The organism is Streptomyces sp. NBC_00425 (assembly GCF_036030735.1).
GTDB lineage: Bacteria > Actinomycetota > Actinomycetes > Streptomycetales > Streptomycetaceae > Streptomyces.
In genome coordinates this window covers 4,987,319-5,001,091 of sequence record NZ_CP107928.1, presented here as the reverse complement: position 1 = coordinate 5,001,091, position 13,773 = coordinate 4,987,319, and the positions used below count along the sequence as shown (strand labels likewise).

The 13,773-nt window shown below is 68.7% G+C and carries 15 protein-coding genes; 8 read left to right on the top strand and 7 right to left on the bottom strand.

The features are described from left to right. Positions 1 to 130 precede the first annotated feature (130 nt). The 3 genes from OHS82_RS21515 to OHS82_RS21505 all read left to right on the top strand — a co-directional run bounded on the left by OHS82_RS21515 (position 131) and on the right by OHS82_RS21505 (position 2,655). On the top strand, positions 131 to 1,036 hold the full coding sequence (locus OHS82_RS21515) for a LysR family transcriptional regulator (RefSeq protein WP_057576569.1): 906 nt from the start codon (positions 131 to 133) through the stop codon (positions 1,034 to 1,036). An 88-nt stretch (positions 1,037 to 1,124) separates the two neighbouring features. After that, positions 1,125 to 1,607, top strand: a complete 483-nt coding sequence (locus OHS82_RS21510) for an NUDIX domain-containing protein (protein ID WP_020130685.1) — start codon at positions 1,125 to 1,127, stop codon at positions 1,605 to 1,607. A gap of 181 nt (positions 1,608 to 1,788) precedes the next feature. Next, positions 1,789 to 2,655: a GNAT family N-acetyltransferase gene (locus OHS82_RS21505; protein ID WP_057576571.1), complete on the top strand. Its 867-nt coding sequence runs from the start codon at positions 1,789 to 1,791 to the stop codon at positions 2,653 to 2,655. 61 nt (positions 2,656 to 2,716) lie between these two features. Here OHS82_RS21505 and OHS82_RS21500 read toward each other — a convergent pair whose 3' ends face one another. Then, on the bottom strand, positions 2,717 to 3,934 hold the full coding sequence (locus tag OHS82_RS21500) for an MFS transporter (protein WP_328434307.1): 1,218 nt from the start codon (positions 3,932 to 3,934) through the stop codon (positions 2,717 to 2,719). A gap of 141 nt (positions 3,935 to 4,075) precedes the next feature. Here OHS82_RS21500 and OHS82_RS21495 point away from each other — a divergent pair, with 141 nt between their 5' ends. Both OHS82_RS21495 and OHS82_RS21490 read left to right on the top strand, forming a co-directional pair. Continuing rightward, complete coding sequence (locus OHS82_RS21495) at positions 4,076 to 4,543, top strand: MarR family winged helix-turn-helix transcriptional regulator (protein ID WP_057576575.1); 468 nt, start codon at positions 4,076 to 4,078, stop codon at positions 4,541 to 4,543. 15 nt (positions 4,544 to 4,558) lie between these two features. Further along, positions 4,559 to 5,011: a GNAT family N-acetyltransferase gene (locus tag OHS82_RS21490; protein WP_057576576.1), complete on the top strand. Its 453-nt coding sequence runs from the start codon at positions 4,559 to 4,561 to the stop codon at positions 5,009 to 5,011. A gap of 107 nt (positions 5,012 to 5,118) precedes the next feature. Here OHS82_RS21490 and OHS82_RS21485 read toward each other — a convergent pair whose 3' ends face one another. Both OHS82_RS21485 and dnaB read right to left on the bottom strand, forming a co-directional pair. Beyond that, the gene (locus OHS82_RS21485; protein ID WP_057576579.1) at positions 5,119 to 6,504 is read right to left on the bottom strand and encodes a serine hydrolase domain-containing protein; all 1,386 of its coding nucleotides are present in this window, start codon (positions 6,502 to 6,504) and stop codon (positions 5,119 to 5,121) included. Between the two features lie 60 nt (positions 6,505 to 6,564). Further along, the gene (gene dnaB, locus OHS82_RS21480; RefSeq protein ID WP_057576581.1) at positions 6,565 to 8,043 is read right to left on the bottom strand and encodes a replicative DNA helicase; all 1,479 of its coding nucleotides are present in this window, start codon (positions 8,041 to 8,043) and stop codon (positions 6,565 to 6,567) included. 457 nt (positions 8,044 to 8,500) lie between these two features. Here dnaB and OHS82_RS21475 point away from each other — a divergent pair, with 457 nt between their 5' ends. Beyond that, positions 8,501 to 9,838, top strand: a complete 1,338-nt coding sequence (locus OHS82_RS21475) for an MATE family efflux transporter (RefSeq protein ID WP_057576583.1) — start codon at positions 8,501 to 8,503, stop codon at positions 9,836 to 9,838. A 140-nt stretch (positions 9,839 to 9,978) separates the two neighbouring features. Here the strand turns inward: OHS82_RS21475 and rplI are convergent, their stop codons facing one another. The 4 genes from rplI to rpsF all read right to left on the bottom strand — a co-directional run bounded on the left by rplI (position 9,979) and on the right by rpsF (position 11,740). Continuing rightward, positions 9,979 to 10,425, bottom strand: a complete 447-nt coding sequence (gene rplI / locus OHS82_RS21470) for a 50S ribosomal protein L9 (RefSeq protein WP_057576585.1) — start codon at positions 10,423 to 10,425, stop codon at positions 9,979 to 9,981. 18 nt (positions 10,426 to 10,443) lie between these two features. Continuing rightward, on the bottom strand, positions 10,444 to 10,680 hold the full coding sequence (rpsR, locus tag OHS82_RS21465) for a 30S ribosomal protein S18 (protein WP_020130672.1): 237 nt from the start codon (positions 10,678 to 10,680) through the stop codon (positions 10,444 to 10,446). Between the two features lie 81 nt (positions 10,681 to 10,761). Continuing rightward, the gene (locus OHS82_RS21460) at positions 10,762 to 11,373 is read right to left on the bottom strand and encodes a single-stranded DNA-binding protein (protein WP_057576587.1); all 612 of its coding nucleotides are present in this window, start codon (positions 11,371 to 11,373) and stop codon (positions 10,762 to 10,764) included. 76 nt (positions 11,374 to 11,449) lie between these two features. Next, on the bottom strand, positions 11,450 to 11,740 hold the full coding sequence (gene rpsF, locus OHS82_RS21455) for a 30S ribosomal protein S6 (RefSeq protein WP_006604399.1): 291 nt from the start codon (positions 11,738 to 11,740) through the stop codon (positions 11,450 to 11,452). Positions 11,741 to 12,027: 287 nt separating this feature from the next. Between rpsF and OHS82_RS21450 the strand changes: the two genes are divergently transcribed. Further along, positions 12,028 to 12,339: a hypothetical protein gene (locus OHS82_RS21450; protein ID WP_057576590.1), complete on the top strand. Its 312-nt coding sequence runs from the start codon at positions 12,028 to 12,030 to the stop codon at positions 12,337 to 12,339. Positions 12,340 to 12,555: 216 nt separating this feature from the next. Continuing rightward, the gene (gene femX, locus OHS82_RS21445) at positions 12,556 to 13,677 is read left to right on the top strand and encodes a peptidoglycan bridge formation glycyltransferase FemX (protein WP_057576592.1); all 1,122 of its coding nucleotides are present in this window, start codon (positions 12,556 to 12,558) and stop codon (positions 13,675 to 13,677) included. Positions 13,678 to 13,773: the final 96 nt, after the last annotated feature.

Sequence of the window (13,773 nt, the reverse complement as noted above, 5' to 3'; positions counted from 1 at the left end):
AACCGCGTCCACAAGGCTAGTTGACTCTGTGTCAGTGTCCAATCACTCTAGCGGCAGAGACCTATCGACTTATTTATAGTTGAGCCCTGCCTCGGAGCCGGGAGGGAGTCGGGAAAGAGGAGGAAGCGCCATGGATCTGGCCTTGTTGCGCACGTTCGTGACCGTGCACCGGGCCGGCTCCTTCACCCGCGCCGCCGCTCTGCTGGGCCTGTCCCAGCCGGCCGTCACCTCTCAGATCCGCACCCTGGAGCGGCAGTTGGGACGCCCCCTGTTCCTGCGTCAGGCTCGCGGCGTCACCCCGACCAGCATCGGCGACGAGCTCGCCCACAAGGCCGCTCCGCATCTCGACGCCCTGGCGGAGATCGCCCAGACCGGCCTGGACGACGAGTCCGCCGAGCGCACGCTGCATCTGGCCGGGCCTCCCGAGTTCACCGCCGAGCGGGCCCTGCCGGCGCTCACCGGACCGTCCCTCGACGACGGGCACGGGTTCACCGTGCGCGCCGCCTTCGGCAACGCCGAAGAGGTCCTGGAGGGCCTGGCCGCCGGGCATCACGACCTGGCCATCAGCACGGTCCGGCCACGCGGGCCACTCCTGACGGCCACCCCGCTGTGCGACGAGGAGCACGTCCTGGTCGCCGCCCCTCGATGGGACGAGCTGATCGACGCCGGGAAGCTGTGCCGCAAGGGCGCGACCGCGCTGGAGAACCTGCCCGTCATCGAGGTTCATGAGTCACTTCCCCTGGTGTCCCGCTACTGGGCCGCGGTCTTCGACTCCGACCCGGCGGCCTCGGGCGCCGTCATCGTTCCCGACCTCCGCGCGGTGCTCGCCTGCGCGATCGCCGGAGCGGGCCTGGCGGTGTTGCCCCGCTATCTGTGCGCGGCCGCTCTCGAACGCGGTGAGGTCGTCGCGCTGCATGAGCCGGCGGTGCCTCCACTGCGCACGTACGTCCTGGTCGTGCGCACCGGAACACTGGCCGTGCCCCAGGTGGCAAGGGCCCACGAGCGCTTGCTGGCGGCCGCTGCAGCGTGGTGCTGACGCCGTTTTCGGGCGATGTCACAGTCTGGCTCGGTCTGGTCACGCATCACGATGTTTCACGTGGAACCAGCCGGGCCACATTTCTCCCATGACCGTCCGACCCGTGGTCAAGCGCACCGCACGAGCCGTACTGCTTGATGGCGACAACCTGATCCTGATCAAACGCACCAAGCCCGGTGTGGATCCCTACTGGGTCACGCCCGGTGGCGGGGTCGAGCCGGACGACGCGACCGTCGTGGACGCCCTGCACCGCGAAGTCCACGAGGAACTGGGCGCCAAGATCACTGATGTGGTCCCCTGTTTCGTGGACACCGTCGAGCACATCGGCGACGACGGCGGTGCGACCGGCGTGAAGGTGCAGCACTTCTTCGTCTGCCGTCTGGAGTCCATGGACCCGGCACAGCGACACGGCCCCGAGATCGAGGAACCGGCCGGCGAGTACGAGATCGTCCGTGTGCCGTTCACCCGCGTCGGGATCGCCTCCGTCCATCTGGTGCCGCTGTCACTGCGGCACTACCTCGACGGCAACATCGAGGGCGTCCGTGCCATGCACGCACCCGACCTCGGCTGACGTCCAGATCCTCCAGGGCGCGACACCGGGTACCGGCGTGCAGCGCTCGGGCTGGGTCCCGGTCCACGTTTCACGTGAAACACCTCTCGCTCAGCATCCGAGTAGCGGGGTGGCCAAAAGCACGTGCGCTCGAGGGGAAACGAGTGGACGCCAACAGCGCTGTTCGGACAGCCTGAGCGGCGTGCCGACTCCTTCCCTCACTGATCTGCCCATCCGCCGTCTGACGCACCGCGATCTCGCCGCCTGCGCCGACTTGTCCGAGGATCGGGGGTGGCCACGCGAGGAGCACAAGTGGGGCCTCCTCCTGTCAGCCGGGACGGGTTACGGCATCGACGACCCGGACGGAGGCCTCGTCAGTGCCTGTGTCGTCACCGAGTACGGCCCGTACGGCCGCCCTTCCTTCGGGGCCGTCGGCATGGTGCTGGTCGCCGAGCGGCACGCCCGGCGAGGCGTCGGCCGACGCCTCATGCGGCACATCGTCTCCCTGATGGGCACCACGCCCTTGACCCTGCACGCGACACCGAACGGGCGTCCGCTCTATGAGGAGCTCGGCTTCAAAACCACGGGCCGGGCGGAAATGCTGCGCGGGCGTCTCACCCTGGGCGTCCCGGCGCCGGACGTCACGACCCGCGCCGCCACGGCCGAGGACCTCCCCTCGATCCTGCGCCTCGACGAGGAGGTCTTCGGGGCCGACCGCACGCATGTGATCACCCGCCTGCCCGCCTTCGCCGACCAGTTCCGGGTCGCCGAGGAGTCCGGCCGGATCATCGGCTACTCGGCGACCTGGCCCAACATGGACACGCAGGTCGTCGGTCCGTTGATCGCCCGGGACACGAAGACCGCGCAATCCCTTCTGGCCTCGCTCGCGGACCGCACCGACCGGCCGCTGCGCACGGACATCGACGTACGGCACGAGGAGCTGCTGTCGTGGGCGAAGGCCGGAGGACTGGAGTCGGTCGCCTTCAACTCCGTGATGACCTACGGCATCCCGGAGTTGCCAGGGGACTGGCGCCGGCGCTTCGCTCCACTGACCGTGGCCGCCGGCTGACGAAAGCGCCTGACGACAGCTGAGGAGCGGGCGAACTGAGGCACAGGCGTACGCCGGCTGATCAGTGTCGGGCAGCGGCCCGCCGCCCGTCGCCGGCGCCCTCGGCGACCAGGAGACCGGGTCGGCCGGCGGTGCCGCCACGGCGCTCCAGGGCAGCGGAGACGACGGCGAGGACGAGCGCGCCCGCGGCGAGGGTCGCTCCCACCCAGTTCGGCGCGGTGTAGCCCAGACCGGCGGAGATGACCATGCCTCCGAGCCAGGCGGACAGCGCGTTGCCCAGGTTGAAGGCGCCGATGTTCACCGCCGACGCGAGCGTCGGAGCGCCGTGCGCCTGGTCCAGGACGCGTTTCTGCAGCGGCGGGACGGTGGCGAAGCCGAGAGCGCCGATGAGGACGACGGTGACGGCCGCGAGGATCTTGTGGTGAGCGGTCAGGGTGAACAGCCCCAGGACGACCGCCAGGGCGCCCAGGGACACGTACAGCAGGGGCATCAGGGCACGGTCGGCGTACCTGCCGCCGACGAGGTTCCCGCCCACCATCCCGAGCCCGAAGAGGACCAGCAGCCAGGTGACGGACCCGTCGGCGAAGCCCGCCACGTGGGTCATCATCGGCGCGATGTAGGTGATGGCCGCGAAGACGCCGCCGAAGCCGAGGACGGTCATCGCCATGGCGAGCAGGACCTGGGCGTTCTTGAAGGCGGCCAGTTCGTGCCGCAGGTGTACGCCTGCGGTCCGCGGCATCTCGGGCACGAGCCGGGCGATGCCCACGAGACCCACGACGCCCAGCGCGGCGACGACGGCGAACGTGAACCGCCAGCCGACGGTCTGGCCGACCAGCGTGCCCAGCGGGACGCCGACCACGTTGGCGACGGTGAGCCCGGTGAACATCATCGCGATGGCGCCGGCTTTCTTGTCGGGGGCGACGAGGTCGGCGGCGACGACCGATCCGATGCCGAAGAAAGCCCCGTGCGCCAGAGAGGCCACGACACGGCCTGTCAGCATCACGGCGAAGGTCGGGGCGACGGCGGACAGCAGGTTACCCACGATGAACAGGCCCATCAGCACCATCAGCATCCGCTTGCGGGACACCTTGGTGCCGAGAACGGTCATCAGTGGAGCACCGAACATGACGCCGAGGGCGTAGCCCGTCACCAGGAGGCCCGCGGTGGGGATGGAGACACCGAAATCACCTGCGACCTCGGGCAATAGCCCCATGATCACGAATTCGGTCGTTCCGATCCCGAAGGCCCCGACCGCGAGAGCCAGAAGCGCGAGAGGCATGAGAGGCAGCCCCTTCCAGATGATTGCAGAAGCACTTAACGCTTGCCTACAATAATTGCATACGCGGGCTATCCGCAAACGCCGACTGTCTCGGTACTGGCCTATCCTGGTGTCAGCCGCCCGGGACGGAGGAGAACGCCCATGACTGCGACGGACCCCGCGCTCACTGCTCTCGCCCAGGGCTGGTGCGCGCTCTCCCTTCTGCACGGGAGAATCGAGGCCCACATCGAGCGCGCCCTGCAGGCCGGGCACGACCTGAGCGTGCGCGAGTACTCCCTGCTCGACGTGCTCAGCCGACAGCACGACGGCGACGGAGGGCATCTGCAGATGAAGCAGGTGGCCGACGCGGTCGTTCTCAGCCAGAGCGCCACGACCCGGCTCGTCACCCGGCTCGAGGACCGCGGGCTCCTCGAGCGTTACCTCTGCCCCACCGACCGCCGGGGCATCTACACCAACGTCACCGAAGCCGGCCTGACACTGCTCGCCGCCGCGCGTCCGACCAACGACGCCGCCCTGCGTGAGGCCCTCGACGAAGCCGCCGAGACCCCGGAGCTGGCTCCCCTGGTCCGGGTCGTGGAGTCACTCAAGGCACCTGCTGCCGCCGCATGAACCTAGGGTGGCGCCATGGGAGATCTTGAAATACGAGCCGCGGTCGCTGAGGACCTTCCCGCGATCGTCGGCATGCTCGCGGACGACCCGCTGGGCGCGCAGCGCGAGTCGCCGGACGACCTGGGTCCCTATCTGGCCGCTCTGGAACGGTTGACCGCCGACCCCAACCAGCGATTGGTCGTCGCCGTACGCGAGGGACGCGTCGTCGGCACGCTGCAGCTGACGATCGTGCCGGGTCTGTCCCGGCGGGGTGCGACCAGGTCGATCATCGAAGGGGTGCGCGTACACGCCGACGAGCGCGGCAGCGGTCTGGGCACCCGGTTCATCGAGTGGGCGATCGAAGAGTCCCGCGGGGAGAACTGCCAACTCGTGCAGTTGACCTCGGACACCACTCGCACCGACGCCCACCGGTTCTACGAACGACTCGGCTTCACCGCCTCACACGTCGGCTTCAAGCTGCAACTCTGAGACCCGGGAGCGGAACACCAGGCCGGAGAGGCGCCCTGTTTCACGTGAAACAGGGCGCCTCCCTTCGTCGGCATCCGGCCTCCCGCCCCGTTCCGCCCGCAGGCCGGTCAGGCGATCCCCCGCCATCCCCCCGGGGCGACTCCACCGGGCACTGCGGCCCCCTCGTCGTACGGCTGGCGCGTGAACACGAACGACCCCAGGTCCAGGTGGTCCACGCTCCCGTCGGGCCGCCGTACGGCCTTCAGGGGCTCTCCGGCGTAGTAGCCCTCCAGGCCGGTCCAGGTACCGTCCCCGTTCGGCCGGAACCGGGAACGCCGGCCGCCGTCGGACAGCGGCCCCAGGGAGACGAGCCCGTCGGCCGTGACCCGCAGAGCGAAAGCGCTCGTGCCCCAGTACCACTGCCCCGCCAACTCCAGTACGGCCGCGTCGACTTCCGGCAACGGGCACCAGGGCTCGGGGATCCGCGGCTCGGCGTCGGCGACGATGCGTACGAGATCGGACGCCACCTGGGACACCATGAGGCCGGATGTGCAGTTGGCGAGCACCACAGCGGCCACGTCGTCCGCCACGCCGATCGTGAGGGACGCAAGGAAGCCCGGCACCGACCCTGAGTGCCCCACGAGCAGGCGGCCGTCACGCTGCTGGATCTGCAGCCCGAGACCATAGGTGGCTCCCTCGGCCAGATCCCCCGGACCGGCGGGCGCGGACGGCGTCTGCATCTCGCGCAGGGTCTCCACGCCGAGCACCCGGTCGTCGCCGTGCGCCAGAAAGGCGGCGAAGCGTGCTAGGTCGCCGGTCGTGGACCAGAGCTGTCCCGCGGAGGCCATGCGCCCGAAGTCCTCGACGGGCTCGGGCTGCATGACGTCGGCCCACGGATGCACCGCCCAGCCTCCCGCCGCCGGCGCCTGCGGCCGGACACCCGTGCGCGACAGCCCCAGCGGTTCGATCACCTCGCGCCGCACCGCCTCTTCCCAGGGGACCCCGCGGAGCTTCTCCACGAGGGCGCCCAGGAGGGTATAGCCGACGTTCGAGTAGTGATACCGACGTCCGGCAGCGCAGGGAGCGGCCTGATCACCCAGGACGTCGGCGAGTTCGGGGCGCAGCGAGCCCGGAGTGCGCTCCCACCACGGGCCAGGCGACTCGGCGGCCAACCCGGCGGTGTGGGAGAGCAGTTCGGCCACGGTGGCCTCGCCCGCGCCGGTGCCGGGCAGGTGCTTCTCCAGCGGGTCATCGAGGCCGAGCGCACCCTCGTCACGCAGCCGCAGCACGAGGACGGCGGTGAAGGTCTTGGTGATCGAGCCGATCCGGTACTGCACGTTGTGGTCCGGTGCGTGTCCCTCGACCGAGGTCCGCGACCCGTGCCACACGGCCTGCCCGTCCCTTACGACCGCGGCGACGAGCGACGGGGCCCGGCCCTCCGACTGGGCCACGGCGATCCGGTGCAGCAGCGCCCGACGGGTGCCGGCCAGCAGGCCTTCCTGAGGTGTCGTCATGGGCCCAGTCCACCCGCCGGAACCCTCGGCGTCGAGTTCATTTGGCCCGGGGCTCGCCGATCAGGTCTGGGCCATGTCCACGAATCGTGAGTAGTGGCCCTGGAAGGCGACCGTGATCGTGGCCGTCGGACCGTTACGGTGCTTGCCCACGATGATGTCGGCCTCGCCCGCGCGCGGGGACTCCTTCTCGTACGCGTCCTCGCGGTGCAGCAGGATCACCATGTCGGCGTCCTGCTCGATGGAGCCGGACTCACGCAGGTCGGACACCATCGGCTTCTTGTCCGTGCGCTGCTCGGGGCCACGGTTGAGCTGCGAGAGCGCGATCACCGGCACCTCCAGCTCCTTGGCCAGCAGCTTGAGGTTACGGGACATGTCCGAGACCTCCTGCTGACGGCTCTCGGAGCGCTTGGAGCCACCGGCCTGCATCAGCTGCAGATAGTCGATGATCACGAGCTTGATGTCGCTGCGCTGCTTCAGCCGGCGGCACTTGGCGCGGATCTCCATCATCGACAGGTTCGGGGAGTCGTCGATGTAGAGCGGCGCCGAGGAGACCTCGGGCATCCGGCGGGCCAGCCGGGTCCAGTCGTCGTCGGTCATGGTGCCGGAGCGCATGTGGTGAAGGGCGACGCGGGCCTCGGCGGACAGCAGACGCATCGCGATCTCGTTGCGACCCATTTCGAGGGAGAAGATGACGCTCGGCAGGTTGTGCTTGATCGACGCCGCGCGCGCGAAGTCCAGCGCGAGCGTGGACTTTCCCATGGCGGGACGGGCCGCGATGACGATCATCTGGCCCGGGTGCAGTCCGTTGGTGAGGGAGTCGAGGTCCGTGAAGCCGGTGGGCACGCCCGTCATCTCACCGCTGCGCGAGCCGATCGCCTCGATCTCGTCGAGAGCGCCCTCCATGATGTCGCCGAGCGGCAGGTAGTCCTCGCTGGTGCGCTGCTCGGTGACGGCGTAGATCTCCGCCTGGGCCCGGTTGACGATCTCGTCGACGTCGTCGTCGGCCGCGTATCCCATCTGGGTGATGCGGGTGCCGGCCTCGACCAGTCGGCGCAGCACCGCCCGCTCGTGGACGATCTCCGCGTAGTACTCCGCGTTGGCGGCCGTCGGCACCGTCTGGACGAGGGTGTGGAGATAGGAGGCCCCGCCGACCTTGTTGATCTCGCCGCGCTTGGTGAGCTCGGCCGCGATGGTGATCGGGTCGGCCGGCTCGCCCTTGGCGTAGACGTCGAGGATCGCCTGGTAGATCGTCTCGTGGGCCGGCTTGTAGAAGTCATGGCCCTTGAGGACCTCCACCACGTCCGCGATGGCGTCCTTCGACAGGAGCATGCCGCCGAGGACGGACTGCTCGGCGTCGAGGTCCTGCGGCGGCACCCGCTCGAAAGGCGTCCCGCCGCCCTCCCAGTCGCCGCTGTCCCGGCCCCGCTCGTGCTGCTCCTCACGTCCACGGCCCCCGTCACCTCGGCGGCGGGAGGCGGGCAGACGATCACTGGGACCGCTGTCGGCCCACGGGTCGTCCAAGGGCTCGGAAATGCTCACCGAGCCACCTCCTCCCGTCCGCCGAGCGGACCTCGCCGTGCATCTGTTCTACGGCACGACACTGACAATTGAGATGCCCAACTCCGCTTGTGATGCGTCGGTTTTGTGAGCTTTCACCGGCCGACGGACGGAGCGGGCGCCGGACCACGGTAGGCCCGCGGGCACCGTCAGCCAATCTGGTTATCCACAGGCCATGTGGACGACGGCCCCGATGCTGTGGAGAACTCCGCCAAACCTGTGCACGACCCGGTGGACAGGCCTGTGAACAAGCCCTCGATTTTTCTCGACCACCCCTCCTGAGCTGCGACTTCCCCGTCCACCGGCTGTGCAGAAGAAAAAGTTGCCCGGTCGGACCAAGATCCCTTCGAACGACGCGCGAGAAGGAGTGGGACGCAACGCCGAGTAAGGGTCACAACACAATTGCGTCTCTTACCTGTGGACGATTAGATTAGTGCTCATGACACAGGCTCCCGCGCCCGCCAAGGCCCCCCGGCGACGGCATGATCGCGAGATCCTCGCACTGGCCGTGCCGGCGTTCGGCGCACTCGTCGCCGAGCCGCTCTTCGTCCTGGCCGACAGCGCGATCGTCGGTCATCTCGGCACCGCCCAACTGGCCGGACTCGGCATCGCCTCCGCCCTCCTCACGACCGCCGTCAGCGTCTTCGTCTTCCTCGCCTACGCCACCACCGCCGCCGTTGCCCGCCGCGTCGGCGCCGGTGACCTCCCGGCCGCCATCCGGCAGGGCATGGACGGCATCTGGCTGGCACTCGTGCTGGGCACCGCCGTGATCATTACCGTCCTGCCCTGCGCCCCGTCCCTCGTAGGCCTCTTCGGCGCATCGGACACGGCCGCACCGTACGCCACGACCTATCTGCGCGTCTCGGCCCTCGGCATCCCGGCCATGCTCGTCGTCCTGGCGGCGACAGGAGTACTGCGCGGACTTCAGGACACGAGGACACCTCTCTACGTCGCCGTCGGTGGATTCGTCGCCAACGCCGCACTGAACGTGGCTCTCGTCTACGGTGCGGATCTCGGCATCGCCGGATCCGCCTGGGGCACCGTCATCGCCCAGTGGGCCATGGCCGTCGTCTACCTCGCCGTGGTGGTCCGGGGAGCCCGCCGTCATGGTGCGTCACTGCGGCCCGACGCCGCCGGAATCCGGGCGTCGGCGCAGGCCGGAGCCCCCTTGCTCGTCCGAACGCTGTCCCTGCGAGCGATTCTGATGATCGCCACCGCCGTGGCCGCCCGCCTCGGGGACGACGACATCGCGGCCCATCAGATCGCTCTGGGCCTGTGGAGCCTGCTCGCCTTCGCCCTCGACGCCATCGCCATCGCCGGACAGGCCATCATCGGGCGCTACCTGGGGGCCGACGATCCCCAAGGCGCCCGGGACGTCTGCCGCCGCATGGTCGAGTGGGGCATCGCCGTGGGTGTGGCACTCGGCCTGCTGGTCGTCGTCACCCGGCCGCTCTTCCTTCCGCTGTTCACCGGCGACCAGGCCGTGAAGGACGCCGCGTTGCCCGCTCTGCTCCTGGTGGCACTCGCCCAGCCCCTCTGCGGGATCGTGTTCGTACTGGACGGAGTGCTGATGGGTGCGGGAGACGGCCCCTATCTGGCCTGGGCGATGGTGGCCACGCTGGCTGTCTTCACCCCCGTGGCACTGCTGGTGCCGGTCCTCGGCGGTGGTCTGACCGCGGTATGGGGAGCGATGACGCTGATGATGGCCGTGCGGATGCTCACCCTCTGGCTGCGGGCCCGCTCAGGGCGCTGGGTCATCACCGGTGCGACCCGCTGACCGTTTCACGTGAAACCGAGGGTTGTAGTCGCCCAGCCGGGTTTCACGTGAAACAGGCAAGCGGAAGGGGCCGCACCCGATGGGTACGGCCCCTTCCCAGCTCTCAAGCCCCAGCTTTGCGAGCCGGGCGAGCGCAGCGATCAGGCCGCGACGACCTCGATGTTGACCTTGGCGGCAACCTCGGGGTGCAGACGCACGAACGTCTCGTGAGCGCCCAGGGTCTTGATCGGCGAGCCGAGCTCGATGCGGCGCTTGTCGACCTCGGGGCCACCGGAAGCCTTGATCGCCGAGGCGACGTCGGCCGGGGTGACGGAACCGAAGAGACGACCGGCGTCGCCGGAGCGGACGGCCAGACGAACCCTGACGCCCTCGAGCTGGGCCTTCACAGAGTTGGCCTGCTCGATGGTCTGGATCTCGTGGATCTTGCGAGCACGACGGATCTGCTCGACGTCCTTCTCGCCACCCTTGGTCCAACGGATCGCGAAGTTCCGCGGGATCAGGTAGTTGCGAGCGTAGCCGTCCTTGACGTCGACGACGTCGCCCGCGGCGCCGAGGCCGGAGACCTCGTGAGTGAGGATGATCTTCATTTGTCGGTCACCCTTCCCTTATCGCGCCTGGGCGGTGTAGGGCAGCAGCGCCATCTCACGGCTGTTCTTGACGGCCGTGGCGACGTCACGCTGGTGCTGCGTGCAGTTGCCGGTCACGCGACGGGCACGGATCTTGCCGCGGTCGGAAATGAACTTCCGCAGCATGTTCGTGTCCTTGTAGTCCACGTACGTGACCTTGTCCTTGCAAAAAGCGCAGACCTTCTTCTTAGGCTTGCGCACAGGCGGCTTCGCCATGGTGTTTCTCCTGTGTGATCAAGAAGTTGGGATACGACCCGCCTTCGACCCGATCGGGCCCGGACAACCGGGCCCGAAGGCCTAGAAGGGGGGTTCGTCCGAGTAGCCGCCGCCGCTGGCGCCGCCGGAGTTTCCACCCCAGCCGCCGCCACCCTGGCCGCCACCGCCGCCCTGGTTGCCACCGGCGGGAGCGCCGGTCGCCCAGGGGTCTTCGGCGGGAGCGCCGCCGCCGCCCTGCTGGCCGCCGCCGGAGTTTCCACCCCAGCCGCCGCCACCCTGGCCGCCACCGCCGCCGCCGTAACCACCCTGGCCGCCCTGGCCACTTCGGCCGGAAGCCTTGGTGACCTTGGCCGTGGCACTGCGCAGGCTGGCGCCGACTTCCTCGACGTCCAGCTCGTAGACCGTGCGCTTGACGCCCTCACGGTCCTCGTAGGACCGCTGCTTCAGCCGGCCCTGCACGATGACGCGCATGCCTCGCTGGAGCGACTCCGCGACGTTCTCCGCCGCCTGACGCCAGACCGAGCAGGTCAGGAACAGGCTCTCGCCGTCCTTCCACTCGTTCGTCTGACGGTCGAAGGTGCGGGGAGTGGACGCGACACGGAACTTCGCGACCGCCGCACCGGAGGGGGTGAAGCGCAGCTCGGGGTCGTCGACAAGATTGCCGACGACCGTGATGACGGTCTCGCCTGCCATGGGGGAACCTCTCGGCGGGTTTGCTGCTGGCTGCTGGTGCTGCTACTCGGAATCCCGAGATCAGCTGAGCGTGAGCTCAGTGGGTCTCGGGGCGGAGGACCTTGGTCCGGAGGACCGACTCGTTCAGGTTCATCTGGCGGTCGAGCTCCTTGACGACCGCAGGCTCGGCCTGCAGGTCGATGACCGAGTAGATGCCCTCGGGCTTCTTCTTGATCTCGTACGAGAGACGACGACGGCCCCAGGTGTCGACCTTCTCGACCTTTCCGTTGCCCTCACGGACGACGGAGAGGAAGTTCTCGATCAGCGGGGAGACAGCGCGCTCCTCGAGATCGGGGTCGAGGATGACCATCACCTCGTAGTGACGCATGTGGAACCCACCTCCTTTGGACTCAGCGGCCACGGTCGATCCGTGGCAGGAGGGTTGTGATGCGTACGCAACGGTATCGGCCGCCACTGACAATCGGGGGTCGGCTGGCGACATCCTCGATCTGAGCTGGGCGGACTCCCTGGCATGGCCTGGGCAGACACCGGTGCAGAGGGTACAGACTACCTGCACACACGCTTCCGGTTGAAATCCGGCGTGGGTGACCGTCAATCTGTACACGTCGGGTGTGTATGGCGCTACGATGCGCCGCCTTCCGCAGGAGGTGCCGTATGGCACAGGCATTGCGACCCAATACCGCCGGATCTCTCTTCGCCACCGACGGCAGACCCCATCCGCTCCAGGACGCGCTGCTCGCGGTGACGCTGGTGCTCGGACTGACGGCCTTCATCACGTCGTTCTTCCACAGCCTGCATCTGCTCAGCTCCTGGACCGGCCTGGTCGGGATCCTGACGGGCGCGTACGGGCAGTGGGTCTCAGAGACCACCCGTGAACGCTTCGGTCTGATCCTGGGTCTCGGCGCCGCGGGCTTCGGCTTCTTCATCGGCATGGCGCACGGCGGCCTCTTCGGCGGACTCTGGTGACCCGGCCGGCGCCGCCGGTCGCGGCGCCCCGGGTCCCCTGCGTCCCGTAGGACACCCGGAACACCCACGAACCCACACGGAACGCCCCGGCCGCGCACGGGCCGGGGCGCAGGTTCCCTACGCCCAGTCAGGCCGCTCGAAAGGCGCAGTAGGCTTCGGCGCGAGAGCCGGAGCCCCTGAACGGATGGGGACACACCAGCCCGAGGAGCGCCCCGAATGAGCCTGACCCTGAGGACGATCAGCCGCGAGCAGCATCTGGCATACATCCAGAGCCTGCCGTCGGCGAGCCACATGCAGGTTCCGGCCTGGGCCGACGTCAAGGCCGAGTGGCGCTCGGAGAGCCTCGGCTGGTTCGACGAGCGGACCGGGGAACTGGTCGGCGCGGGTCTCGTCCTCTACCGCCAGCTGCCCAAGATCAAGCGCTACCTGGCCTATCTGCCCGAGGGCCCGGTCATCAACTGGTACGCGCCGAATCTCACCGAGTGGCTGGAACCGATGCTGGCGCACCTCAAGCAGCAGGGCGCGTTCTCGGTGAAGATGGGTCCGCCGGTGATCATCCGCCGCTGGGAGGCCACCTCCATCAAGGCCGGCATCCAGAGCCCGGACGTGAAGCGGCTGCGCGACATCGAAGCCGACTTCATCGAGCCGCGGGCCTTCGAGGTGGCCGACAAGCTGCGCCGCATGGGCTGGCAGCAGGGCGAGGACGGCGGAGCCGGTTTCGGCGACGTCCAGCCGCGCTACGTCTACCAGGTGCCGCTGGCGAACCGTTCCCTCGAAGAGGTCCACAAGAACTTCAACCAGCTGTGGCGCCGCAACATCAAGAAGGCCGAGAAGGCCGGCGTCGAGGTCGTCCAGGGCGGTTACCACGACCTCGAGGAATGGCAGCGGCTGTACGAGATCACGGCCGTGCGCGACCACTTCCGGCCGCGCCCGCTGTCGTACTTCCAGCGCATGTGGACGGCCCTCAACTCCGAGGACCCCAACCGGATGCGGCTGTACTTCGCCCGCCACAACGGCGTGAACCTCTCGGCGGCCACGATGCTGATCGTCGGCGGACACGTCTGGTACTCCTACGGCGCCTCCGACAACATCGGCCGTGAGTTCCGTCCGTCGAACGCCATGCAGTGGCGCATGCTGCGCGACGCCTACGCGCTCGGCGCCACCGTCTACGACCTGCGCGGCATCTCCGACTCGCTGGACGAGACCGACCACCTCTTCGGCCTGATCCAGTTCAAGGTCGGCACCGGCGGCCAGGCGGCCGAGTACCTCGGCGAGTGGGACTTCCCGCTGAACAAGCTGCTCCACAAGGCACTCGACATCTACATGTCGCGCCGCTGACGTCAGTCACGTTCAGTGCTTGCATGTCTTCGACACCTCTGACACCTCTGACGCACTTCCCCCACAACCGCAGCCACGAGAAAGGTCCCAGGTCCG

What these genes read in the sequence shown, in the direction of transcription:
- OHS82_RS21515 (WP_057576569.1), top strand. Translation starts at nt 131, where the DNA reads ATGGATCTGGCCTTGTTGCGCACGTTCGTGACCGTGCACCGGGCCGGC.
- OHS82_RS21510 (WP_020130685.1), top strand. Translation starts at nt 1,125, where the DNA reads ATGACCGTCCGACCCGTGGTCAAGCGCACCGCACGAGCCGTACTGCTT.
- OHS82_RS21500 (WP_328434307.1), bottom strand. Translation starts at nt 3,934, where the DNA reads ATGCCTCTCGCGCTTCTGGCTCTCGCGGTCGGGGCCTTCGGGATCGGA.
- OHS82_RS21495 (WP_057576575.1), top strand. Translation starts at nt 4,076, where the DNA reads ATGACTGCGACGGACCCCGCGCTCACTGCTCTCGCCCAGGGCTGGTGC.
- OHS82_RS21490 (WP_057576576.1), top strand. Translation starts at nt 4,559, where the DNA reads ATGGGAGATCTTGAAATACGAGCCGCGGTCGCTGAGGACCTTCCCGCG.
- OHS82_RS21485 (WP_057576579.1), bottom strand. Translation starts at nt 6,504, where the DNA reads ATGACGACACCTCAGGAAGGCCTGCTGGCCGGCACCCGTCGGGCGCTG.
- OHS82_RS21475 (WP_057576583.1), top strand. Translation starts at nt 8,501, where the DNA reads ATGACACAGGCTCCCGCGCCCGCCAAGGCCCCCCGGCGACGGCATGAT.
- rplI (WP_057576585.1), bottom strand. Translation starts at nt 10,425, where the DNA reads ATGAAGATCATCCTCACTCACGAGGTCTCCGGCCTCGGCGCCGCGGGC.
- rpsR (WP_020130672.1), bottom strand. Translation starts at nt 10,680, where the DNA reads ATGGCGAAGCCGCCTGTGCGCAAGCCTAAGAAGAAGGTCTGCGCTTTT.
- OHS82_RS21460 (WP_057576587.1), bottom strand. Translation starts at nt 11,373, where the DNA reads ATGGCAGGCGAGACCGTCATCACGGTCGTCGGCAATCTTGTCGACGAC.
- rpsF (WP_006604399.1), bottom strand. Translation starts at nt 11,740, where the DNA reads ATGCGTCACTACGAGGTGATGGTCATCCTCGACCCCGATCTCGAGGAG.
- OHS82_RS21450 (WP_057576590.1), top strand. Translation starts at nt 12,028, where the DNA reads ATGGCACAGGCATTGCGACCCAATACCGCCGGATCTCTCTTCGCCACC.
- femX (WP_057576592.1), top strand. Translation starts at nt 12,556, where the DNA reads ATGAGCCTGACCCTGAGGACGATCAGCCGCGAGCAGCATCTGGCATAC.